The following is a 20,278-nucleotide window of genomic DNA, read 5'->3' on the forward strand; positions in this document are numbered from 1 at the left end:
CGGCTCGGCAATCAGCTTCACCCGATCAGACCACTACCGGTCGTAGGCTCGCTGATCAGTTCCCATTAGGTGCACAAATATTGACTGTTGAGCACGCAATTCGAGGGTGGCGTGTACGACCCGGACAACACGCCTCTCAGGCCGCCGGTGGCGGTACCGCCCGGTGCAATGATGCGGTTCCAATTCGCGGGCGTGAGCACATAATGCGTGCCATAGCGCGTGATGTTGCTGCTCCACGTGTGCGAGACGGATTCGCCCATCGGCAGGTCGAATTCGAGCTTCCAATCGGATAGCGGCACCGCGCTCGGGTTGGTGATCGTGAAGTGGCCGATGAAGCCGGTCTGCCATGTCGATGACACCCATAACCTCGCCGCGGGCGCAGCCGCATGAGCTACGGGGGTGACGGCAAGCCCGGGAATGGCAACCAGCAACGCCGACACCGCTACCTGAACCGCTGTGCGCCAGCGCTTCACGTGAATGCCCAATCCCGCCATGGTGGCAAAGTTAGAGCCAAACGGGCCATGTGGGCGCGTCGCATCGCGGCCCTGCTGCAGTACCTTTGCCCAACTGAAACCATCACGAAATCTCCGGTCTCGCCTGATTCGCTGAATGAAACGTTCACGCCCGCCTCTAACCGCAGGTATAAACATCGTCAGCCGACGATGGCTGGGAACATGCGGACAGTTGTGGTGATCCGCCGGAAACGATCGGGACAGCCATGGGTCGGCACCGTGCCTCGCATATCGCAGCGCAACATCGACCTTCCACCGGACAGACCGGGCCGGGAGCAGCAATCCATCTGGGGCGCGTCGGTTTGTTGGCGCTGGGTTTGGGCATCGGTGCGGTGGTGGCGGGCAGCGCCGGAATCGCCAATGCCGAAGGCTCCCCGGACAATAACGCCGGTGGTTCCGCCGCACATTCTTCGGATCCATCGGCCGGTGCCGGCCCGGTGAAGAGGCCGCCCTCCGTCGGATCGCCTGGTGCCAAGACCCGCAAGCTCGGGGCGTCACCCACGTCAAGGATCAGACCGGCCGACAGCCGCCGGGCTCCGATCGGCGATGAGCAGGCACCCGGTGCCGGCCCGGCATCGATACCGGGGTTGTCCGTGCGTATTTCGCGGAAGATCCCGGCTCCCCTGAGCTCCGGCGCACCTGCCAGAGCGACCGGGTTGTCGACCTCATCCACGAGCGTGCGTCCCAACTCCACTTCGATCTGCTCACGCCGGGCCATCGCACCGACCGCTAGCCCGGCCCCCACCGGCTCGCCCGCGGCGGACCTGCCCGTCGCCCTGCCTTCGGCGGCGAATACCGGTGGCGCACCGGCAGTTCCGATGCCGATGGTGCAGGTGCTGCAGCTCGTCCACCGGGAAGTCGAACGCTTCACCCTCAGCGCCAACCACTTCCGGCCGGCGGCCAGCACCACCCCGATCGGCGTCAATGCCGTTCCGGCGATCGCACCTGGGGTGCCCTCCCCCGCTGATCAGGTCCCCACCGTGTACGGCGAGATCGGCAAATGGATGCTGCAGTCCAACGGGCAGATATCCAATTACGGTGGGCTGCCGTACCAGGGCAGGACGGTCCTGGAGCCGGTCAACGTCATCATCGTCGACCCGACGTCGACATCGGCAGCTGAGGCCGCCTGCAAGCTCAACACGGTGATGTTCTGGTCCGGCTACCCTGCCCAGCCCATTCACAGCACCGGGTTCCAAGGCACGATCGACGACGTGACCTACGGGCAGCAGCCCACTGGCCTGTTACTGGGCTACTCGGACAACTTCTTCCTGTTTCCCAACAACCACGGCCGAATCTTCGGGCCCGACCCGGTGGAGACCAGCGCGGGCTACGTCTGGAGTGGCTCGTTCAGCACCGAACAGTTCGTCATCTACGACCTGTTACCCCGGCACGCGTACGTCTCGTCCAACCTCGCCCGAAATGCGCTAGCGATTCGGCTGCTCGCCAGCGGCCAGGCGACCTACGGCGGCATGGTCGCGTTGGACAACTCGTACAACACCGCCACCACGACAACCGGTGACCATGACGGCTACGCCGTGGTTATCGTCCTGAAGTAGACGCGATGCACCAATCAAACGAGCAGAGGCACCGATGATCCACAGCGAGGGAACCCCTTTCGATACACACCCCGAGTACGAACCCGTCGGTGCTACCGATCCAGGCGATCTCACGCTGCCGTTGTACGGGGCGACATTCGGCCAGGCACTGTCGCGGTTCTTTCGCAGCTATGCCCGTTTCTCCGGTCGCGCCTCTCGCAGCGAGTACTGGTGGGTCATGCTCACCCTCGGAATCGTCGCCTTTGTCTGCGGAATGTTGGCCGGTGCGGCCGAAGAGGACAGCACACTTGGACTCACGTTCCTGGTGATACTGCTGATACTCACACTCGCGTGCGCGATCCCCGGCTGGGCACTGTTGGTCCGCCGACTCCACGATGCCGACCTGTCAGGTTGGCTGTCCCTGCTGACCGTGTTGCCCTACATAGGATTCGTGATCCAGATCGTCTTCGGAGTGCTTCCGTCGAAACACTTCGGGGAACGCTTCGACCGACGGTGAGACCCTCGCGGCCATCGGACCCACACCCTACGGGCGCAGAATCTCTGTTGGAGAAACGGTTTCGACGAACGCACGCGCAGCATCGGCGAGTTTCCGGTCCGCAGTGGCCAGCGCGTCCGCCTGCAGCTGGGTCAGTGCGATGTACTCGGCCTGGTAGGTGTCCGGCCAGTCCAACTGGGCGGCAATTCGCCAAGCGCGGTCCTGTAGTACCCGATCGCCCAGGAGCCGGATCCGCAGCCCGCGGATGCCGTCGAGGACCTTGCGGGCGCCCGGTTCGTCGATCTCGCCGCGTCGCACCGACTCGTACACGAGGGCGAGTGCCTGCGAACGCAACAGCGTGGGCGCCACCAGGCTGTGCTCCGGCGGAATCGTCGCCTTGTCGGCGGCGAGCTTGACGGCCACCGGGGCATCGATGACAAACGCTGTCATACCAGTAGCTTCGCACGGACACGAGCCACAGGTAGCGGGTCGCACGTTTGAAGGACCTGAGTTTGGATACCCCTCGGGTGAAGAAGAAGGTAACTAACTCCTGCAGACAACAGGAATACGGCGGAGGGAGCCCGACGTGGCATTCTCGCAGATCGCAATGAAAACGATGGCAGCTGCGGCCGGGATCGCGGCAGCTGGAATGGTGGCAGCGACTCCGGCATACGCAGATCCGGAAACGCTCCAGTTCGGCCAAACCGCAGAAGTTCCCAGTCCAAATGGCGCCATCGACTACACCGTGAGCAACTTGCAGCCCAGCGGTCATAACGACGGGATCTGGTATGCCGATGTAACGGCCGAGGCCGTGAGCGGCTCCCCGACCCCGAACATTTCCGATTTCAACGCTCGGGCCGTCAACAGCTCCACCTACGCGGACATGAAGGGCAACCAGACGGACGGTCTTGCCAACCAACCGATCGCACCGGGGTCTCAAACCACCGGGCGGCTCTACTTTGACGTACGAGGAGGCACGGCGCCCGACAGCGTGGTCTATCGGGACGCCGGTGGTACCGACAAGGTGGTTTGGAAAGACTGACCACCAATCCGTGGAATCGACGGAAAGGTGACGGCTGACGTCGTCCTGCGGTAACACTTTTGGTCATGACGATCGCAGAGGACGTCAAGGCCGAACGCGCAGCATTGACGGAGTCGTTGACCGAGTTGGGCCCGTCAGCCCCGACCGCGTGTGGCGGGTGGACCGCGCTGCACCTTGCAGCCCATCTGGCTGGTGAAGAACGCTACGGAGGTGTGACGACCTTCATTGCCCGATCCCTGGTGACGCGTGGCGTTTCGGTGTCCGGTACACCGAAGATGGTCGACATTGCGCTGCGCCGGGAACAACGACACGGCTTCGCGGCAGTGATCGGCCGGTTGCGTCGGCCGATGCCGCGGCTGCTGCTGCAACCGACGGTGGCGCCGCTGGCTCTGTTCGAATACTGGACGCATCACGAGGACCTCGTCGGCTTCGAAAACGAAGCGCACGCCGTGCCGGTGACGCTTGCGGAGGTCATTCCGCTGGTACTGCGGTATCAGGTCAAGAAGTTGCCGCTGGGAGTTCGGGTCACGGTCAGCACGAGCGACGGCGGCCGGCGGTGGTCAGTCGGGCCGACGTCGGGACCGGAAGTGATTCTCGGTGGCTCTGCCCCGGATCTGGTCCGGTGGCTGGCGGGTCGACGAGCAGCAGGTGAGATCACCATGGCCGGGCCCAGCGCAACGGTGCAGGAGCTCCGCGCATTCGGTGGACGAGTATGACTGGCGGACAATGGACTTGGGCCGGTGTGAGGCTGCGTTGACTGTCGATGACGACCTCGACTCGCTCTACGGCATGCGGCCCGAAGAGTTCACCGGCCGGCGCAATGAGCTCGCGACAGCGGCAAAGAAGCGTGGAGATGCGTCGGCGGCCAAGGCAATCGCCTCAGCCCGACGGCCGACGACGGCGGCGTGGGTGGTGAACCTGCTCGCACTGACCGACGCGACAGTCCGCCCGAAATTGACCAACCTGCACGAAGCGCTGCGCGCCGCACACGCGGCCATCGATGGACAACGCATCCGCGAGCTGTCCGCGACGCAGCGAACCCTCGTGCAGGACCTGACCCGCGCTGGATTCGCGGCCGCCGAACTGTCCGATCCGACAGCAGCATTGCGCGACGACGTCACCGGAACGCTCCAGGCAGCGATCGCCGATCCCGAAGTCGCTGCGCGTCTGGGCCGGCTGTCGAGAGCAGAAGAGTGGTCAGGATTCGGTGACTTCTGCGCATCGTCTGTTGTGACCACGCGTTCCCGTCCCGACACGGGGTCCTCGGCGAAAGTCAACCCACCGCCTCCAGAGGAACAGTCACACGAGGACGCTGCTGCGGTCGAGGAGGCCCAGCGCCGCCGTGACGCCACCACATCCGAACTGGGCGAGGCCCGCGCCGCACACGACGACGCGCTCGCAACGTTGAAGCAGCGCCGGAGCACGGTCGCAACCGCACGTCGGCGTTACGAGAAAATCCTCGAGACCCTCGCAGCCGCGCAGCGCGACCTCGAGGCAGCCGAAGCGCAACTCGACCTCGCGCAACAATCCGCCGATGAGCTGCAGAGCCGGTTGCGAACCGCCGAAGCAGCTGTGGCGCAGGCAGAATCGCAGCTGATTCGGCTAACGGACAAGTAGCGTTTGCGCGTCAGACGCCGAAGGCTTTCGCATACGCAACCTCACCGCGGGGTACCGCCGCATCAGGATCGAGAGTCAGGGCCAGGAAGTTGTCGTCCGGCGCCTCGAACGGCGCAGTGATGCCGAGCCGCGATGCCGGGCTGAACCCGAACCGCGGGTAGTAATCAGCGTGGCCCAGGACGACAACCAGGTTCTCCCCCAGTTGGCGCGCGCGCTCCAGCCCTGCGCGAATCGCTGCCGACCCAGCCCCACTTCGCTGGAGATCGGGCAGGACCGCGCAGGGCCCGAGCGCAAGTGCGGGATGACCGTCGACAGTGCATCGCGAGAGCAACGCAAAGCCCACCATTTCACCGTTCACGTCGCAACTGACGACGGAAAGTCCGTCGATCCAAGCGGTCGGGTCTTCGCGGAGCGCGTCGACGAGGTTCGCTTCCAGCTCGGTGGGAAATGCGGCCGCATTCACGGCATGGATGCGCTCGACATCCTCTGGCTGCTCAACTCGGGTACTCCACATATCCAATCTTCCACTCTCTGACGGTGTTTCATGCGACGTGAACGATGTATTCTGCCCGGTCCGTCAACCCGGCATAGTGCCGGACGAGCGTCCGAGGTGGCGGGGAAAGAACCGGGTGTCGATCCGGCCATCGGTAGGCACCGGGTGATGCCGGCCAGGGAAGGCATGCAGCACTTTGTCTTCCGAGGCGAAAGCGCCGAACAGCTCGAGGCCGAATCCGCGTGGGATCTCCTTGTCGTCCCACGGGAGGAGGTACTCGACAGGGATGGCCACCTGCTTCGCCGCCACCAGCAGCTCAGGGTGTTCGACTGCCGAGCCGAAGAGCGCAGCGGTGATCCTGGACTCGACCGCGACCAGCGGTATTCCGACCGCACTCGCCAGTGTCATGCCGGAGTAGCCGATCGGCGCTCGTGGGTCGATCTGTGGCAGGGCTTGGACGGCGTCGATGGTGGCCCGCCATTCGGGGATGGCGCGTTCGGCCACCGAGTGGCAGTAGTCCGCGAGGTGCCGACCGAACGACGGGCTGCCTTCTGCCCGCGCCTGCTGGAAAGCGTTGACCAGACGAACATCTGCTGCGCTGCGTGGCCGTTCGCCATGCCCGGGCGCGTCGATCGAGACAACGTGAAAACCATCCGTGCGCACCGAAGAGTAGGCCCGGGCGACGTGCCCCGGGGCCCTCTTGTCCAAGCCGCCGGGGTGACCGGCCAGCAGCACAGGAGCGCCGTCAGAATCGGTTTCCGGTGACCAGAGCACACCGGTGATATCGCCGAGGGTGAAGGTGCGTTCGATGACGCCGTTCGACGACGTCTCAGAGGTGAATTGCATGATGTGATGCCCTTTCGGGAGTGCCAATGTTCAGGCGCTCCCGGCGACACCTACCTCGATCGCCCGACCGTGAACACGAGTGGGAGCACCCACAGGGTTACAACGTCCATGGGTCTCACCTCCTCGCGTGCCGTCACGGTCGCAGGCACGTTATCAATGCGACGGCGACCCCGTCCAACGGTTTTCGTGCGCGTCCGTATTACGTACCATCGAGTTCGGACAATCGGCCGTCCTCTCCCGACGCGAAGGTTCTCCTATGCACGCAATTCATGGCAACCAAACTTCCGCGGTGCGCAACCGACGGAAGATCTACGGGCCCGCGGGGCTGGTCGCGGCCTCATTCACCGCGCTGGCACTGGTGAGCGCCACGGCGCCCATTGCCAACGCGGCCCCATGCCCGGACGCCGAGGTGGTGTTGGCCCGCGGGACCGGCGAGCCGCCAGGTGCCGGCGGTATCGGGCAGGCGTTCGTCGATGCCCTCCGCGCCAAGGCCGGCGCGAAGTCGGTGGCTGAGTACCCGGTGAATTACCAGGCCAGCGCCGATTTCGCCGATGGCATCCAGTTTGCTCTCACGGTCATCGACGGCATCAGGGACGCAACCACCCACATTCAGGCGGTCGCCGCCGACTGCCCCGCCACCAAGATGGTGCTCGGCGGATTCTCCCAGGGTGCAGCCGTGGCGGCATTCACCACCGCCGCCGATATCCCAGAAGGTGTCCCGGCGGCCTTCGTGCCGCCGCCGATGCCGCCGGAGATTGCCTCGCACGTGGCCGCCGTGGCGCTGTTCGGGAAACCGTCAAACCAGTTCCTCAGCGACGCCGGCGCGCCGCGAATCACCATCGGGCCGCTGTATGCGCCCAAGACCATCGATCTGTGCGCCACCGGCGACAGCGTGTGTAACGGTGCAGCGCCAGGACCGCCCACCGGCGCGCACAACTCGTACATCGCCAACGGCATGGTCGACCAGGCCGCGCAGTTTGCGGTCAGCCGCTTGTAGCGACCCCACCGCTGATCCTTTCCCGCCCGTCTGGTTGCGGATGCTCGTGCCTGGGCGAACGGCACTTGAACCATGTCTGCACACCCGCACCACCGAACGGAGTAAACGTATGGGCACCAACCGAGTCACCAACGGAACCGAGCGCACGCTCATCGAGAACACACTCGACCGAAATCGTGAAGCACTCATCGCCACCGCACGCGGGCTGACGGACGCCGACGCACGGCGACACCTCGTGACATCGCTGACGACCCCGATCTCCTTGATCAAGCATGCGGCTGCCGCGGAAAGGATTTGGTTCCAACGGTTCTGGGGCGATCTCGACGAATCCGAGTGCGACGGGTACTCGAGGCGAGACGAGGGTACGTTCGCCGTCGCCGAAGACGAGTCGGTCGCCGACGTGATCGCCGAGTTCCAGCGCGCCAGTCAACGATCCCGCGACATCGCCGCCCGCTTCGACCTCGACGCCACGATCGACATCCCCGCCGAGGGCACTGTGAGCATGCGGTGGACGCTGCTCGCCATGATCGAAGAGTTCGCCAGGCATGCCGGCCACGGCGACATCCTTCGCGAACAGATCGATCAGGCCCGCGTTGACCGCGGCACCACCGAAACTTCTTGACCTGAACCCGGCTTGGGTTCCCGCACCCGGGCCTACCTCAGTCGAGACAGAACTCGTTGCCCTCGATGTCCTGCATCACGATGCAGGACTCCTCGAAGCCGTCGGCGGGCAGCACCCGCACCTGCACGGCCCCGAGCGCCACCAAGCGTGCACACTCGGCTTCCAGGGTCGCGAGGCGTTCTGAACCCACGAGTTCGCCGCCCACCCGGACGTCGAGGTGCACTCGGTTCTTGACGGCCTTGCCTTCCGGTACGCGCTGAAAATACAGTCGCGGGCCGGTACCCGAGGGATCGATGCAGGCGAACGCGGACCCCTGGCGCTCCGGACTGAGGGATCGATCGAAGTCCGCCCAGGTGTCGAACCCCGGCGGCGGCGGAGGCAGCACATAGCCCAGCACTTCGCACCAGAAGCGACCTACGCGCTCGGGATCTGCGCAATCGAACGTGACTTGGAATTGCTTCACGGAGGCCATCAGCCGACCCTAGCCATCTGCTGCGCTCGATCGCTGGATAGTTCCGACGGCACGACGGCGTTCCCACGAGTAAGACAGGTCATTCGACGTGTCTTCAGTGCAGCCCTCAGGAGGAACAGTATGAGTTTGGACAGCAGTGCACGGGTGGGCGGTCCGGTCGACGAGTTGGTTCCGTCGCGCTACGCGGTACAGGTTGGCGACATCGAGGTTCTGGTGATCAGCGACGGAGTGCTGCCCATTACGACCTCGACGTTGGCCACCAACGCCGACCCGACCGACCTGGCGGTCTGGCTGGGTGACAACTTCCTGCCGCCCGAGGTGATCGACTGGCCGCTGAACATCGTGGTGGTCCGCAGCGGCGATCGGACCATCCTCGTCGACGCCGGGCTGGGCCTGGAATTCCCCGACTTCCCCCGGGCCGGCCAGACGGTCCAGCGCCTGGAGGCCGCCGGTGTGGACCTCGGTTCGGTGACCGACGTCGTGCTCACCCACATGCACATGGACCACGTGGGCGGACTGATCACCGAAGGAGTGAAGGAACGGCTGCGGCCCGATCTGCGGATCCACGCCGCGGCCGCCGAGGCGGAGTTCTGGGAGAAGCCTGATTTCTCCCGCACTGTCATGCCGCAGCCGATACCGGATGTACTCCGACGGGTCGCCTCGCAGTTCCTGGACGACTACCGGGGCCAGCTGCGCACATTCGAGACGGAATACGAGGTGGCGCCGGGCGTACTCGTCACCCGCACCGGTGGTCACACCCCCGGACACAGTGTGGTCCGCCTGGATTCCGGCGGCGAGAAACTGACATTCGCGGGCGATGCCGTGTTCGCCCCCGGGTTCGACAACCCCGAGTGGCAGAACGGATTCGAACACGACCCCGAAGAGGCAGCCCGCGTCCGCATCGAGCTGCTGCGCGAATTGGCCGCGACCGGAGAAGCGCTGGTGGCCACCCACCTGCCATTCCCGTCCGTATGCCACGTGGCGACCGCCGGCGACGTCTTCCGGTGTGTGCCCGCCGCCTGGGATTACTGATCGGGTTACCGGGTCACCGGTCGTGATCGGCCGGCGTTCTCCACGGAGGCCGCCGGCCATCCACGTTTCGGACGGCGGCACCGCCGCCTCTTCATTTTTGACATCCGCGTCAAACTTCAAGGCAGCGTTGGAGTTTCCGCCAGCGAAGTCGCGGTTTCCACCCGCAGCGGGCGCGGAACTGCGAGCATGGCCGTAACGGCGCAGCGTCGGCAAACGTTGATCTGCCGTGTTCAGCCGGGATGAAGGAGCGGAAGATGCGTACGATGATGACTTCTGAGGTGCGACGCCTGCTGACGAGATCGGCGCTGGCGGCAATCTCGGGGATTGCGGTGCTGGGCGCAGTCACTCCGGTGGCCGTCGCCTCGGCAGCACCCCGCATACCCGCCGCTCTCGACTCCCCCAACAGCCCAGATGATCCGGCGTGCGCCACGGAAGGATGGAATCCCGCCTGCTGGGGAGGCATGTACGACCAGACGCCAGACGACGGGATACCAGGAGACAACGCGGCGGACGGAGGCATTCCGGCCCCGGCAATGGTGCCGAATGTCGACGGGTCGATGAGCCCGCCCGGCACACCCGGAGCCATCTAGTCGCATCACACGTCGTACAACTTCCTGCGGTACGCAGCCAGTGACCGCGGTCCCAGCGATTTGACCAAAAACCGTTGTGGCAGTGGCACTCCCCCCAGGAAGGAGCGGCCCTCTTCGGGGGTGGCGTAATCCAGCACCAGACCACCGAGGACGACGCCCCACCGTGGGTTCTTGGTCAAGAACGACGCTCCCCTCTTCACAGCGGTTCCCCACTCCGTCGGGGTCAGATGCTCGACGATCACCGGCAATGCGTCACGTTCTTCCTCGTCCAGGTGGGCCAACACCAGTTCGGACAGCTGCGCGAAGGCCTCCCTCATCCGGGTTCCGATCCAACGCCCTGACCGCGACGATCGGCCAGACCAGCTCGTCCTCGGCCGCGTGGTGGTGATGCAGTGCTTCTGTCATGAATCGCAGGTGGCTACCGACTACCCGCGCACGTGAGTTGTCGCCGGGCTGCACCCTGGCGATCAGCCACGCCAGGTCGTCGAGCTCGCGACGAAACACGCGGTGGACGAGCAACATGTCCAAGTCGTTGACCGGCATCGCAAGCTCCCTTCGATGAACGGCGCCAACCATTCAGGGCCAGCATGCGCCGGACGTGGGGCCTCGCCACGAGTATGCGGCTACCCCACATTTTTAGTTCATTATTTTCTGAATTCAGAAACTGATGTACTGTCAGGCCCATGGAGACGCTGACGCAGGTCGCAGTGCTGGCCCGGTTCGGTCATGCCCTGTCGGATCAGACCCGGTCCAAGATTCTGCTCGCACTCAAGGACGCTCCGGGATATCCGGCTGACCTGGCAGAGGCGGCGGGCGTCTCTCGGCAGAGCATGTCCAATCACCTTGCCTGCCTTCGTGGTTGCGGACTGGTAGTCGCCGTCGCGGAAGGCCGACGAACCCGCTATGAACTCGCGGATCCCAAACTCGCCCACGCACTGAACGATCTGCTGCACGTGGTGCTGGCCGGCGACCCCGAGCAGTGCCCCGACTCGGCATCGGATGGCTGCTGCTGATGACACCGGATACCCCGGTTCCGTCTCCCCTGGCACCCGCGCGTCGGGCGTTGCTGCATCGGCGGATCCGATGGTTCGTCGCCGCAACCATCACCTACAACGTGATCGAGGCAATCGTCGCGATCGGCGAGGGCACCAGAGTGTCGTCGACCGCACTGATCGGCTTCGGACTCGACTCCGTGATCGAGGTGTCCTCGGCTGCCGCCGTCGCCTGGCAGTTCTCCGGCCCGGATCCGGAGGCACGCGAGAAGACCGCACTGCGGATCATCGCGGTGTCGTTCTTCGCACTCGCGGGCTACGTCACCATCGAATCGATCCGATCGCTCAGCGGAGCAGCTGAGGCCGGGCATTCGGCGATCGGCATCGGATTGACCACGGCCAGCCTGGTCATCATGCCGCTGCTGTCCTGGGCCCAGCGCCGTGCGGGCCGTGAACTCGGTTCCCGCTCAGCCGTGGCCGACTCCAAGCAGACGCTGCTGTGCACCTATCTGTCCGCGGTGGTCCTCGCCGGACTGGTGCTCAATAGCCTGCTCGGCTGGAGCTGGGCCGATCCGATTGCCGCACTCATCCTCGCCGGCGTTGCCGTCAACGAAGGACGCGAGGCGTGGCGCGGCGAAACCTGCTGTGGAGACCGATAACCGAGGAGATGAACATGGCCGTGACCGCACTGATTCTCTACCTGATCTTCGCGGTACTGGGGTTCGGTTGGCGTAGTTGGGTCCAGTACCGACAAACGGGGTCGACGGGATTTCGTGGCATCAACGGACGGCCGGGCTCGCTGGAATGGTTCGCCGGTGTCGGCTTCATCGTGTCGATCATCGTCGGCGTGGCAGCGCCCGTGTTGCAATATCTCGGGCTGACCGCACCGATCGCCTTCCTGCAGGCTCCATGGATCCAGTCGCTGGGTACGGTGCTCGCCGTTGCCGGAATCGCCGCCACCGTCTACGCCCAGCTGGACATGGGTGAATCCTGGCGTATCGGGGTCGATCCCAGCGAGACAACAACACTGGTGCGCAACGGAGTATTCGGATTGGTCCGCAACCCGATCTTCACCGCCATGCTGGTCTTCGCCGGCGGTGTCACGCTGATGACACCGAACCCGGTGGCGCTCTTGGCCTTCATCGTGTTGTCGACCACCATCGAATTGCAGGTCCGTGTCGTGGAAGAGCCCTACCTGATGCGGACCCACGGTCAGGCCTATCGTGACTACTGCGTCGCCGTCGGACGATTCGTGCCCGGTGTGGGACGCGATGGGGGCCGCCAGGAGCCGATCACACGTTCACGTTGAAACCCAGGTCGATATCGCAGGCTGCCTGTCCGCCACGAACGCCCCAGTTCTGCAGCTCGCTGTCGCGAACGAGGATGGTGACGTGGTTCGGTGGGATGCCCAGCGCCTCCAGACGATTGACTATCTGCCGGTAGAGATTTCGCTTGGCGTCGACAGACCGACCAGAAAAGCAGTCGATCGTCACCAGCGTGTACAGCTCGGGTTGCTCCACGCCCGGCGAATGAGAGAACCGGTGCGGCTCATGGGATATCAGCCGGACATGCTTGTCGCCGGCCGGGATCTGGAAGGCGACCACAAGTGCGTCGTGCACCGCGTCGATGATGGCCACCTCTTCGGACGGGCGGTAGGGCCGTCGTACCTCGATGAGTGTGCTGGGCATCCGGGAATCGTCACACACAGCCGGCGGCGCGGTCACCCGAATTTCTCGGTCCACCTTGCCGTACTGACAGCCGACACAGCGGTGGGCCCCAGCCCGGAACACCGACTGGGGCCCACTGACTGCTTCTGCGCTACGCCTGGACCTGCCCGAGGGTGACGTCGACGGTGCGCGAAGCGCCCGACGGGTCCTCGTAGGTCAGCGTCACGGTATCCCCCGGTGCCTTGGACCGCACAGCAGCGACCAGGGCATCGGCACCGTCGATCACCTGATTGTCGACCTTGGTGATCACCGCACCGTCAGGCAGACCGGCCGCGGCTGCCGGGCCCCCGGCGACCACACCGGCGACCGCTGCACCGTTCGAGTCGTTACCGGAGAGCTGGACACCCAGCGAGGCGTGCTGGACGGTTCCGGTCGAAACCAGTTCGTCGGCAATGCGTTTGGCCTGATCCACCGGGATCGCGAAGCCCAGACCGATCGAACCGGCCTGTCCACCGCCCTGCGAACCCTGGCCGCCGCCCAACGATGCGATCGCCGAGTTGACCCCGATCAGGTCACCGTTCATGTCGACCAGTGCACCGCCCGAGTTACCCGGATTGATCGCAGCGTCGGTCTGGATGGCGCTCATCACCGAGTGTTGGCCGCTCTGCTCATCGCCGGTGGCAACCGGACGATCCAGGGCGCTGATGATGCCGGTGGTCACAGTCCCCTGCAGGCCCAACGGCGAGCCCACCGCGACGACATTCTGCCCCACCTTCAGATCCTTCGAGGAACCGATCGCAATCGGCGTCAGCCCGGACACGTTCTGCGCTTTCACAACCGCGATGTCGTCGTCGGGGTCGGTCCCGACGACGGTGAACGGCACCGTGCGCCCATCCGACATGGTCACAGTCGCCCGCATTGCGCCGCCGGCCCGACCGGAATTCCTGGCCGACGGTCCGTCAGGCGAATACTGGTCGTCACCGGGGAACTGTCCACCGGGGTACATGCCACGCGGCAAGCCGGGGAACTGCCCGCCCGGTGAGTCCTCGGCGGCCAGCGGCCCCTGGCCACCCGCGCCGCGGGCGGCGGCCGCCACGACATGGTTGTTGGTGAGGATCAGCCCGTCCTCACTGAGGACGATTCCGGATCCCTCCTCACGTCCCTGCCCGGTCTTGATCTGCAGCTTCACCACACTGGGCAGTACCTTGGCCGACACCTGTTCGACCGAACCCGCGGGCGCGGATGCATTCGGCTGCACCGGCACGGATCCGGCCGCCGGGAGACGCGCGTGGTCAGCGGCCGGCGCCTGCGCGACAGTCGCGGGCTTTCCGGACTGATCCAACACCGCGACCGCTGCGACGGCACCGGTGGCCATGGCCACCGCGGCCGTGCCTGCCACCAGTACGCCGACCCGGGACTTCTTTCTCGGCGGCGAAACGTCTTGCACCGGAGGTGCATCGAACCTGTGGGTCATCTCGGGATGCAGACCATACGGCGGGGACGGTTGCTGATAACCGGTCCGACTCCACGGGCTTGAAGTTGGATTCCTTTGCTCTGCCGCCTGTTTGGCGTCCCACTGAGGGTTACTACTCTGCGGTGACATCCCAGACCATTGATTCATTCGTGATGCTTCTTCCTTTGCGACACCGACATATATGCGCCGTGCCGGCGCCTCCCTAGATGGTGCAGTGCACTACTGAGGGTTTGCTGAGAGTGGGCTCGGTGCTGCCCAAGACTTTCTCGACGCGTGAAAGCGCCAGTGCCGCAGGACGGCCCCCAGTCGAGCGGTGGCCAGCACCTGCTCGGCATTGAATTGCTCGGATACTCCGGCTCGGGCGAACCCCGGCCGGTCGGCGAGGCGAAGCGCCGCGAGGTTTGCCGCGCCCGCTGCGTTAATCGGCCTCAGCCCAGCGGATTGAGCACCAAGGTGCACAGCCGCGGCAGATTCCTCAACGGAATCCAGACCATCACCTGGCGACAGGTTCCCGTAGCCTGACCGATCGGCCCGCCGCAGACCGGCCAGGCGCCAAGGCCTTGCGTCTGCAGGACGTTGCGTGCCACCCGGATCTGTTCCTCGCGACTCGCCGCGGCAGGCGACCCCATTCCTCCGTGGGAGGACCACGTGGCGGGGGTGAACTGCAGTCCGCCGTAGAAGCCGTTGCCGGTGTCCGCCGCCCAGTTTCCGCCCGATTCGCACTGAGCCATCGCATCCCAGTTCGGTTCGGCGCCGGCGTTCGGAACTGCCACAAGTGTCTGAGCCAGGGCGATCGCACCGACGAACCCGAATACGGTGACGACCTTGCGCATGCGCATGTCGATCCCTTCATGGCGGCGTGCACTTGCGGTGCGCGCCGGTAATGGCGGGGCGACAGACCATTTTCAGCCCATCGTGATACAGAGTTTACCGATGGGGCGAAAGTAAAATACCCGTGCTAGAGAGTCTAATTATCTTCTTTGAGTTTATTTAATAGTTATGGGCCTGGTGTGGCCGTTGGGAACAGTTCGATACCGCCCTTCAACCATAAAACTGCACTTCAGGTCCATCACCGCAGGAGATCGGCAGCCAACGTGCATCCGCGTTCCGTCTCACAGAGTTCGGCGTCGGCGGTGTGAAGTTTGCAGTCTATTGTGAATTCAGTTTCCACTGCGATAGCAGTGAAAGAATTGAATTCTGTTGCAAATGTGACTGATGGGATGGATGTGGTTGTTGTTACATCACATTGCTCGCCACGGCAGCAGGCCGCAGTCGGGCGATGATTCCGTCGAGGTCGACGGCGAACATATCGGGGCGGAAGACATGGCCTCCCGGCACCTCGTGCGCTTCGTATGGGATTCCGGCGTGGTCGAGCAGCCCGCGGAACTCGCGCTGGCCGGCGAGTACCTCCGTCTCGTTGGCACTGTCGAACCAGTTGATCGGGTCGGGGCTGGTGCCCGCGACAAGGAAAACCCGCTTGTTGCGGTAGCTCTCGATCCGTTCGACCGGGTTGTCGGCACTGACCCTGGCCTGGTCCCACAGCGGCGCGCCGTACACGGTTCCACCGGCCAGATCCAGAACTGCCGACGTGATATTCGCCCAGTGCACGACGAGCCCGAAATCACGGCGCAGGCTTGCCGGGCCCGAGTGGGCACTGACCGAGGCGAAGTGCCCGTAGTACTTGGCCGCGTACTTCAGCGCACCGAAGCCGCCCATCGAGAATCCGCCGACCGCGCGGCCGTCGTACTCGGCGTACGTCCGGAAGTTCGCCTCGATCCAGGGCAACAGTTGGGCGATGTGGAACGTCTCCCAGTTTCGCGGGCCGACGAACGAGGTGACCGGGTTGGAATACCAGCCGGCATGCCCACCGTCGGGCATCACCACGATGATCGGCTTTCCGGCGGTCCAGTCGCGGATGCCCATGAAATCGAACGAGCGGAAATCGTCGTTGCCGCCGTGGAACATGTAGAGCACCGGATAGGTACGCCCGCTCGTGTGGTAATCGTCGGGAAGCAGGACGTTGACGCCGGGGTTCCAACCGATGGCCGCGGTCTGGAATCGGTAGTACCACAGGCGAGGATCATTCTCGTTGCGATCCACGATCCGCAGACCGAATCCGTCGCCGCGCCCGGTGAATATCACCAGCGTCTGCCCGGGGGTGATCGCGCCGGGGTCGGAGATGCCGTTCACGCTGGCGATCGGTGGATAGAACGTGGCGTCCCCGTAGAAGCGTGATGCCAACGCCGACAACGTATCTCCCGGGGCAACCGGGTACTTTCTGACTTCCGGGATGATCAGTTGCCGGCCAGGATCGATACCGGCATCCGGAGCGACGCCGCTTGCGGCGGCGATCAACCGCGACAGATCGGCCTGCCCATAGAAGCGTGACGCCAGACCGGGCAACGTATCCCCCGCGGCCACGGTGTATCGCGCGTAGTCAGGAAAGAGCAGCCGTTGCCCCACCTGGATGACGTTGGGATCCGGCACTCCGCTGGCCGCGGCGATCAGTCGGTACCGTTCGGCATCCCCGTAGAACCGCAATGCCAACGCTGACAGCGTTTCCCCCGGCACCACCGTATGAATCCTGACCATCGTTCCCCTCCTTCAGTCGCAACTAGCTCTGGTCCTGGCGCTTGTCGTAACGACGCCGGTTGCCCTGATGTCAACAAGTCTAGGCCTGTGGCCGACAGCGTGAAATGCTTGACTTCTAAGGCATTACGGGTCCCTGGCACGCTCACTCACGTACGCTCCCCACGTGTACGTCGACGTGATGACCGTTCCGCAGCCGCTGTCTCAAATCGGCGACCTTGCCCGCCGTACCCGGTCGGCCGGATTCTCCGGACTCCTGCTCACCGAGACCGGCCGGACCGCGTATCTCAACGCGGCGGTCGCCTCGCAGTCCGCGCCGGGTTTGGAGCTCTCGACCGGTGTCGCCGTTGCCTTTCCGCGCAGCCCGTTCGTCACCGCGGCATCGGCGTGGGAGCTCCAGGAAGCCACCGGCGGCAAATTCCGGCTCGGTATCGGTACCCAGGTCCGCACGCATGTCGTGCGCCGCTACGGAATGCCCTTCGAACAGCCGGGTCCACGCCTGCGCGACTACGTGTCGGCAGTCAAGGCATGCTTCGCTGCCTTCCGCACCGGCAAGCTCGAGCATCACGGTGATTTCTATGACCTCGACTTCATCACTCCGCAGTGGAACCCCGGACCGATCGATGCTCCCGATCCCAAAGTCGACATCGCCGCCGTGAATCCATGGATGCTTCGCATGGCCGGCGAGGTGGCCGACGGCGTGCACATCCATCCGATCGGCGAACCGGGCTACATCGCGCGGCACGTGCTGCCCAACCTGGCCGCCGGTGCGGCCAAGGCGGGCCGCTCCGCCGCCGACATCGCCCGGATCATCCCGGTCATGACGATCGTCGGCGACAGCGACGAGGAACGCGCCAACGAGCGCGAGCTCGTGCGGGTGAGCATGAGCTTCTACGGAAGCACACCGAACTACGCGTTCATCTGGGACGAGGCCGGCTTCGAGGGCACGACCGCCCGCCTTCGGGAGAAGCAGAAGGCCGGTGACATCGCCGGCATGGCAGCCCAGATCACCGATGAGCACATCGCCGCCTTCGCCACCGAATCCACGTGGGACGGACTGGCGGATGCGTTGACCGCCAAATATGGAGGAATCGCCACCCGCGTCGTGCTCTACAACGCGCTCGGCGGGCCCGAACGGCTCGAACGATACGGCGAGATCGCCAAGCAGTTGGCGGCAGGATGATGCAGGTCCGAGCCAACTCCGTTGCATTCTGCTACGCTTGTTTCAGAGTGCTACCAGGGAGGTTCTCATGACCGAGACCGCAGATCGGGTGACCCGTTTCGCCGCGGACCTCGTCGACAGTGCGGCCGCAGAAGGTGCACGTCAGAGCCGGTCGGCCAAGCAGCAACTCGACCACTGGGCGCGGGTGGGTCGTGCCGTGTCGAGCCGGCACAGCGCCGCCCGCCGGAAGGTCGAGGCCGCCCTGGCCGGCGATATCGCGCTTCGGGAGCTGACCGCCGAGGAAGGCGCGGTGTTCGACGCCGAGATCGCGGCCTCCATCGAGGAGAGTTTGGCCCGCGCCGACTACGGTGCGACGCTGGCCGCCCGCGGCATCACCACGGTCGCCCTCGACGAGCACGGCGAGATGGTGCAGTACCAGCCCGACGGCAGCACCACGGTGCTGACGCCGCAGCAGTGATCCCGCCTCACGCTGACACGGGCCGCACCGTCGCGCAGTGAAGCGTCTCGATCTCGTCGTCGGATGTAACGGCGCCGGCAAGTCCACTTTCGTCGAACTCACTCTCGCCCCTCTGCTTCCGGGCAGCCCTTTCGTCAACGCGGACGAGATCGCCAGGCGTCGCTGGCCCGCGGATCCGGCCCCGCACTCGTATGAGGCTGCGCTGGTCGCTGCCGAAACCCGGAGCAAACTCATCGAACTCGGCGAGTCCTTCATCGCCGAGACCGTGTTCTCCCATCCCTCCAAACTCGTACTCATCGACGACGCCCAGGCCGCCGGATACACCGTGATCCTGCATTGCATCCTGATTCCTGAAGAACTGGCGGTGTTACGAGTGCGCCACCGTGTGCAGGCGGGCGGCCACCATGTCCCCGAGGCGAAGATTCGTGAACGCTACCAACGCCTTTGGGATCTCGTCGCAACCGCCGCGACCCGGGTGGACTTGGCAACGTTCTACGACAACAGCACTGTCACGGGTCCGCGGATCGTCGCTCAGATCGCCGGCGGGTTCGTCGTCGGATCACCCAGGTGGCCGACATGGACGCCGGCGACGCTCGATTCCCGATGGAACCGGTAGCGACCTCAGCTCGGGTCCGCGGCTGCCAGGTGTTGTGTCGCGGAGAGTTCCAGCACCTGGCGGTTACGAAAGCGGTCATCCTCGTACAAAGTGGTGATGCTGCCGGCCTTCCCCGCGAAGTTGACGTAGCCGACTGACGCTATGGGCATCCTGATCCACGCCGCGATGACGAACGTCAGCGCGTAGCCGTGCGTGACGATCACCTGATGGCTCACGCCATTGGCGGTTATCGCCTCCATGGCCGTGTAGATCCGGCGCGCGAACACGTCTTTGGTTTCCGCACCGCGCAGGCCTTCGTCGTGGGCCAGTCGGTCGCCGCGGGCCGGGGGGAAAACGAACCGTTCGTCGAGCCAGCTTTGCGGCCGTCCTTCGGCTTCTCCGTACGACTTCTCGCGGAGGCGCGGATCCAGAACTTCGGCCGTGTGGAGGGTTTCGGCAATCACTGCGGCAGTTCGCTGCGCCCGCAGCAAGTCCGACGACACCACATTCACCGCGGCCGTCCCGGGAACTCGTGCCCGCAACGCCTCCGCGATGGTGTGAGCGTCTCGCAATCCCTTCGCGGTCAGGTCCGAGTCGTACCATCCCCCGACCAACCCATCGACATGGTGGGTGGCTTCCGGGTGGGTGACCACATAGAGCGTCCGGCCCATCCCCCGACCGTATCGAAACGATCTACCGGTCGGGTCAGGCCCCCTCGAGGCGGGTCCGGACGTCGCGCATCCGCTGGGCCAGTGTCTGTTCATCGATGACGTGCCTGGCCACCAACGAATGCGTCAGTGCGACAAGCTGATTCTCTGGATACGGCAGCGTCACATAGACCTCTTGGACCAGGCGGTCCTCATCGGTTCGACGAGTGAGCAGCGGCAGCGTGACCCCCTCGTGGTCAAGCGCGTCGCACATCCCGTCCAGACTCGACTTCCAGGGCGGAACCGGATTGGAGACGCCGTACTTCTGCGCCATGCGGGGCCACGACTGCCCCCGCCCGACCATCTGTTCCAGCGTCCTGACCCTGACTGCGGTGACGTCATCTTCGTCGGTCATCGACT

General features: G+C 64.9%; 28 protein-coding genes. 15 read left to right on the forward strand and 13 right to left on the reverse strand.

The genetic code is table 11. From position 1 onward, the window contains the following. Positions 1-65: 65 nt before the first annotated feature. Positions 66-494 carry a cellulose-binding domain-containing protein gene (locus AC4LGL_RS28255; protein WP_491841628.1) on the reverse strand — a complete coding sequence of 143 codons (429 nt, stop codon included), beginning with the start codon at positions 492-494 and terminating at the stop codon, positions 66-68. A 224-nt stretch (positions 495-718) separates the two neighbouring features. On the opposite strand from AC4LGL_RS28255, the gene AC4LGL_RS28260 reads away from it, so the two are divergent. Together AC4LGL_RS28260 and AC4LGL_RS28265 are read left to right on the forward strand one after the other, a co-directional pair. Further along, complete coding sequence (locus AC4LGL_RS28260; protein WP_491841629.1) at positions 719-2,068, forward strand: hypothetical protein; 1,350 nt, start codon at positions 719-721, stop codon at positions 2,066-2,068. A 34-nt stretch (positions 2,069-2,102) separates the two neighbouring features. Then, positions 2,103-2,564, forward strand: a complete 462-nt coding sequence (locus AC4LGL_RS28265) for a DUF805 domain-containing protein (protein ID WP_491841630.1) — start codon at positions 2,103-2,105, stop codon at positions 2,562-2,564. Between the two features lie 27 nt (positions 2,565-2,591). Here the strand turns inward: AC4LGL_RS28265 and AC4LGL_RS28270 are convergent, their stop codons facing one another. Then, the gene (locus AC4LGL_RS28270; RefSeq protein WP_491841631.1) at positions 2,592-2,993 is read right to left on the reverse strand and encodes a type II toxin-antitoxin system VapC family toxin; all 402 of its coding nucleotides are present in this window, start codon (positions 2,991-2,993) and stop codon (positions 2,592-2,594) included. 136 nt (positions 2,994-3,129) lie between these two features. Between AC4LGL_RS28270 and AC4LGL_RS28275 the strand changes: the two genes are divergently transcribed. The 3 genes from AC4LGL_RS28275 to AC4LGL_RS28285 all read left to right on the forward strand — a co-directional run bounded on the left by AC4LGL_RS28275 (position 3,130) and on the right by AC4LGL_RS28285 (position 5,202). Further along, entirely contained in the window at positions 3,130-3,585 is a 456-nt protein-coding gene (locus AC4LGL_RS28275; protein ID WP_491841632.1) for a DUF1942 domain-containing protein, read from the forward strand. 65 nt (positions 3,586-3,650) lie between these two features. Continuing rightward, positions 3,651-4,301: a maleylpyruvate isomerase family mycothiol-dependent enzyme gene (locus AC4LGL_RS28280; RefSeq protein WP_491841633.1), complete on the forward strand. Its 651-nt coding sequence runs from the start codon at positions 3,651-3,653 to the stop codon at positions 4,299-4,301. 37 nt (positions 4,302-4,338) lie between these two features. Then, positions 4,339-5,202, forward strand: a complete 864-nt coding sequence (locus AC4LGL_RS28285; RefSeq protein WP_491841634.1) for a hypothetical protein — start codon at positions 4,339-4,341, stop codon at positions 5,200-5,202. Positions 5,203-5,212: 10 nt separating this feature from the next. On the opposite strand, the gene AC4LGL_RS28290 is transcribed toward AC4LGL_RS28285, so the two are convergent. Together AC4LGL_RS28290 and AC4LGL_RS28295 are read right to left on the reverse strand one after the other, a co-directional pair. Next, entirely contained in the window at positions 5,213-5,716 is a 504-nt protein-coding gene (locus AC4LGL_RS28290; protein WP_491841635.1) for a GNAT family N-acetyltransferase, read from the reverse strand. A gap of 63 nt (positions 5,717-5,779) precedes the next feature. Beyond that, positions 5,780-6,541, reverse strand: a complete 762-nt coding sequence (locus AC4LGL_RS28295) for an alpha/beta hydrolase (RefSeq protein ID WP_491841636.1) — start codon at positions 6,539-6,541, stop codon at positions 5,780-5,782. Positions 6,542-6,797: 256 nt separating this feature from the next. On the opposite strand from AC4LGL_RS28295, the gene AC4LGL_RS28300 reads away from it, so the two are divergent. After that, positions 6,798-7,538 carry a cutinase family protein gene (locus AC4LGL_RS28300; RefSeq protein WP_491841637.1) on the forward strand — a complete coding sequence of 247 codons (741 nt, stop codon included), beginning with the start codon at positions 6,798-6,800 and terminating at the stop codon, positions 7,536-7,538. Positions 7,539-7,647: 109 nt separating this feature from the next. Then, the gene (locus AC4LGL_RS28305; protein ID WP_491841638.1) at positions 7,648-8,160 is read left to right on the forward strand and encodes a DinB family protein; all 513 of its coding nucleotides are present in this window, start codon (positions 7,648-7,650) and stop codon (positions 8,158-8,160) included. Positions 8,161-8,197: 37 nt separating this feature from the next. On the opposite strand, the gene AC4LGL_RS28310 is transcribed toward AC4LGL_RS28305, so the two are convergent. Then, positions 8,198-8,632 (reverse strand): VOC family protein, encoded by a 435-nt coding sequence (locus AC4LGL_RS28310; RefSeq protein WP_491841639.1) that lies wholly within the window; start codon positions 8,630-8,632, stop codon positions 8,198-8,200. A 120-nt stretch (positions 8,633-8,752) separates the two neighbouring features. Between AC4LGL_RS28310 and AC4LGL_RS28315 the strand changes: the two genes are divergently transcribed. Both AC4LGL_RS28315 and AC4LGL_RS28320 read left to right on the forward strand, forming a co-directional pair. Further along, entirely contained in the window at positions 8,753-9,664 is a 912-nt protein-coding gene (locus tag AC4LGL_RS28315) for an MBL fold metallo-hydrolase (RefSeq protein ID WP_491841640.1), read from the forward strand. Positions 9,665-9,918: 254 nt separating this feature from the next. After that, positions 9,919-10,254: a hypothetical protein gene (locus AC4LGL_RS28320; protein ID WP_491841641.1), complete on the forward strand. Its 336-nt coding sequence runs from the start codon at positions 9,919-9,921 to the stop codon at positions 10,252-10,254. 5 nt (positions 10,255-10,259) lie between these two features. Here the strand turns inward: AC4LGL_RS28320 and AC4LGL_RS28325 are convergent, their stop codons facing one another. Then, entirely contained in the window at positions 10,260-10,571 is a 312-nt protein-coding gene (locus tag AC4LGL_RS28325) for a hypothetical protein (protein ID WP_491841698.1), read from the reverse strand. Beyond that, positions 10,507-10,830: a hemerythrin domain-containing protein gene (locus AC4LGL_RS28330; protein WP_491841642.1), complete on the reverse strand. Its 324-nt coding sequence runs from the start codon at positions 10,828-10,830 to the stop codon at positions 10,507-10,509. Before AC4LGL_RS28330 ends, AC4LGL_RS28325 begins: the two co-directional genes overlap by 65 nt. Positions 10,831-10,937: 107 nt before the next feature. On the opposite strand from AC4LGL_RS28330, the gene AC4LGL_RS28335 reads away from it, so the two are divergent. The 3 genes from AC4LGL_RS28335 to AC4LGL_RS28345 are packed head-to-tail and all read left to right on the forward strand — an operon-like array spanning position 10,938 to position 12,555. Further along, complete coding sequence (locus AC4LGL_RS28335) at positions 10,938-11,267, forward strand: ArsR/SmtB family transcription factor (protein WP_491841643.1); 330 nt, start codon at positions 10,938-10,940, stop codon at positions 11,265-11,267. After that, positions 11,267-11,905, forward strand: a complete 639-nt coding sequence (locus AC4LGL_RS28340; protein WP_491841644.1) for a cation efflux transmembrane domain-containing protein — start codon at positions 11,267-11,269, stop codon at positions 11,903-11,905. Before AC4LGL_RS28335 ends, AC4LGL_RS28340 begins: the two co-directional genes overlap by 1 nt. A gap of 14 nt (positions 11,906-11,919) precedes the next feature. After that, positions 11,920-12,555 (forward strand): methyltransferase family protein, encoded by a 636-nt coding sequence (locus AC4LGL_RS28345; protein WP_491841645.1) that lies wholly within the window; start codon positions 11,920-11,922, stop codon positions 12,553-12,555. Here the strand turns inward: AC4LGL_RS28345 and AC4LGL_RS28350 are convergent. The 4 genes from AC4LGL_RS28350 to AC4LGL_RS28365 all read right to left on the reverse strand — a co-directional run bounded on the left by AC4LGL_RS28350 (position 12,539) and on the right by AC4LGL_RS28365 (position 16,979). Beyond that, positions 12,539-12,934 (reverse strand): tautomerase family protein, encoded by a 396-nt coding sequence (locus AC4LGL_RS28350; protein ID WP_491841646.1) that lies wholly within the window; start codon positions 12,932-12,934, stop codon positions 12,539-12,541. The genes AC4LGL_RS28345 and AC4LGL_RS28350 overlap by 17 nt on opposite strands. 130 nt (positions 12,935-13,064) lie before the next feature. Next, the gene (locus AC4LGL_RS28355) at positions 13,065-14,315 is read right to left on the reverse strand and encodes a S1C family serine protease (protein WP_491841692.1); all 1,251 of its coding nucleotides are present in this window, start codon (positions 14,313-14,315) and stop codon (positions 13,065-13,067) included. A 500-nt stretch (positions 14,316-14,815) separates the two neighbouring features. Then, positions 14,816-15,226: a transglycosylase family protein gene (locus AC4LGL_RS28360; protein ID WP_491841647.1), complete on the reverse strand. Its 411-nt coding sequence runs from the start codon at positions 15,224-15,226 to the stop codon at positions 14,816-14,818. Between the two features lie 397 nt (positions 15,227-15,623). Further along, entirely contained in the window at positions 15,624-16,979 is a 1,356-nt protein-coding gene (locus AC4LGL_RS28365; RefSeq protein ID WP_491841648.1) for an alpha/beta hydrolase-fold protein, read from the reverse strand. Between the two features lie 163 nt (positions 16,980-17,142). Here AC4LGL_RS28365 and AC4LGL_RS28370 point away from each other — a divergent pair, with 163 nt between their 5' ends. The 3 genes from AC4LGL_RS28370 to AC4LGL_RS28380 all read left to right on the forward strand — a co-directional run bounded on the left by AC4LGL_RS28370 (position 17,143) and on the right by AC4LGL_RS28380 (position 19,232). Continuing rightward, on the forward strand, positions 17,143-18,159 hold the full coding sequence (locus AC4LGL_RS28370; RefSeq protein WP_491841649.1) for a TIGR03617 family F420-dependent LLM class oxidoreductase: 1,017 nt from the start codon (positions 17,143-17,145) through the stop codon (positions 18,157-18,159). Between the two features lie 67 nt (positions 18,160-18,226). Then, complete coding sequence (locus AC4LGL_RS28375) at positions 18,227-18,616, forward strand: TA system antitoxin ParD family protein (protein ID WP_491841650.1); 390 nt, start codon at positions 18,227-18,229, stop codon at positions 18,614-18,616. 37 nt (positions 18,617-18,653) lie between these two features. Beyond that, complete coding sequence (locus AC4LGL_RS28380; protein WP_491841651.1) at positions 18,654-19,232, forward strand: ATPase; 579 nt, start codon at positions 18,654-18,656, stop codon at positions 19,230-19,232. 5 nt (positions 19,233-19,237) lie between these two features. Here AC4LGL_RS28380 and AC4LGL_RS28385 read toward each other — a convergent pair whose 3' ends face one another. Both AC4LGL_RS28385 and AC4LGL_RS28390 read right to left on the reverse strand, forming a co-directional pair. Next, complete coding sequence (locus AC4LGL_RS28385; RefSeq protein WP_491841652.1) at positions 19,238-19,882, reverse strand: histidine phosphatase family protein; 645 nt, start codon at positions 19,880-19,882, stop codon at positions 19,238-19,240. 34 nt (positions 19,883-19,916) lie between these two features. Beyond that, positions 19,917-20,273 (reverse strand): thiocyanate hydrolase, encoded by a 357-nt coding sequence (locus tag AC4LGL_RS28390; RefSeq protein WP_491841653.1) that lies wholly within the window; start codon positions 20,271-20,273, stop codon positions 19,917-19,919. Positions 20,274-20,278: the final 5 nt, after the last annotated feature.

The sequence above is a fragment of the Mycolicibacterium arcueilense genome (assembly GCF_058536225.1).

Bases quoted from the DNA above. Each gene is read 5' to 3' on its own strand.
- AC4LGL_RS28305 (WP_491841638.1), top strand. From the start codon at position 7,648: ATGGGCACCAACCGAGTCACCAACGGAACCGAGCGCACGCTCATCGAG.
- AC4LGL_RS28330 (WP_491841642.1), bottom strand. From the start codon at position 10,830: ATGGTTGGCGCCGTTCATCGAAGGGAGCTTGCGATGCCGGTCAACGAC.
- AC4LGL_RS28315 (WP_491841640.1), top strand. From the start codon at position 8,753: ATGAGTTTGGACAGCAGTGCACGGGTGGGCGGTCCGGTCGACGAGTTG.
- AC4LGL_RS28360 (WP_491841647.1), bottom strand. From the start codon at position 15,226: ATGCGCATGCGCAAGGTCGTCACCGTATTCGGGTTCGTCGGTGCGATC.
- AC4LGL_RS28340 (WP_491841644.1), top strand. From the start codon at position 11,267: ATGACACCGGATACCCCGGTTCCGTCTCCCCTGGCACCCGCGCGTCGG.
- AC4LGL_RS28295 (WP_491841636.1), bottom strand. From the start codon at position 6,541: ATGCAATTCACCTCTGAGACGTCGTCGAACGGCGTCATCGAACGCACC.
- AC4LGL_RS28390 (WP_491841653.1), bottom strand. From the start codon at position 20,273: ATGACCGACGAAGATGACGTCACCGCAGTCAGGGTCAGGACGCTGGAA.
- AC4LGL_RS28290 (WP_491841635.1), bottom strand. From the start codon at position 5,716: ATGTGGAGTACCCGAGTTGAGCAGCCAGAGGATGTCGAGCGCATCCAT.
- AC4LGL_RS28325 (WP_491841698.1), bottom strand. From the start codon at position 10,571: ATGAGGGAGGCCTTCGCGCAGCTGTCCGAACTGGTGTTGGCCCACCTG.
- AC4LGL_RS28280 (WP_491841633.1), top strand. From the start codon at position 3,651: ATGACGATCGCAGAGGACGTCAAGGCCGAACGCGCAGCATTGACGGAG.
- AC4LGL_RS28345 (WP_491841645.1), top strand. From the start codon at position 11,920: ATGGCCGTGACCGCACTGATTCTCTACCTGATCTTCGCGGTACTGGGG.
- AC4LGL_RS28335 (WP_491841643.1), top strand. From the start codon at position 10,938: ATGGAGACGCTGACGCAGGTCGCAGTGCTGGCCCGGTTCGGTCATGCC.
- AC4LGL_RS28255 (WP_491841628.1), bottom strand. From the start codon at position 494: ATGGCGGGATTGGGCATTCACGTGAAGCGCTGGCGCACAGCGGTTCAG.
- AC4LGL_RS28350 (WP_491841646.1), bottom strand. From the start codon at position 12,934: ATGCCCAGCACACTCATCGAGGTACGACGGCCCTACCGCCCGTCCGAA.
- AC4LGL_RS28300 (WP_491841637.1), top strand. From the start codon at position 6,798: ATGCACGCAATTCATGGCAACCAAACTTCCGCGGTGCGCAACCGACGG.
- AC4LGL_RS28310 (WP_491841639.1), bottom strand. From the start codon at position 8,632: ATGGCCTCCGTGAAGCAATTCCAAGTCACGTTCGATTGCGCAGATCCC.
- AC4LGL_RS28265 (WP_491841630.1), top strand. From the start codon at position 2,103: ATGATCCACAGCGAGGGAACCCCTTTCGATACACACCCCGAGTACGAA.
- AC4LGL_RS28270 (WP_491841631.1), bottom strand. From the start codon at position 2,993: ATGACAGCGTTTGTCATCGATGCCCCGGTGGCCGTCAAGCTCGCCGCC.
- AC4LGL_RS28375 (WP_491841650.1), top strand. From the start codon at position 18,227: ATGACCGAGACCGCAGATCGGGTGACCCGTTTCGCCGCGGACCTCGTC.
- AC4LGL_RS28385 (WP_491841652.1), bottom strand. From the start codon at position 19,882: ATGGGCCGGACGCTCTATGTGGTCACCCACCCGGAAGCCACCCACCAT.
- AC4LGL_RS28260 (WP_491841629.1), top strand. From the start codon at position 719: ATGGGTCGGCACCGTGCCTCGCATATCGCAGCGCAACATCGACCTTCC.
- AC4LGL_RS28320 (WP_491841641.1), top strand. From the start codon at position 9,919: ATGCGTACGATGATGACTTCTGAGGTGCGACGCCTGCTGACGAGATCG.
- AC4LGL_RS28365 (WP_491841648.1), bottom strand. From the start codon at position 16,979: ATGGTCAGGATTCATACGGTGGTGCCGGGGGAAACGCTGTCAGCGTTG.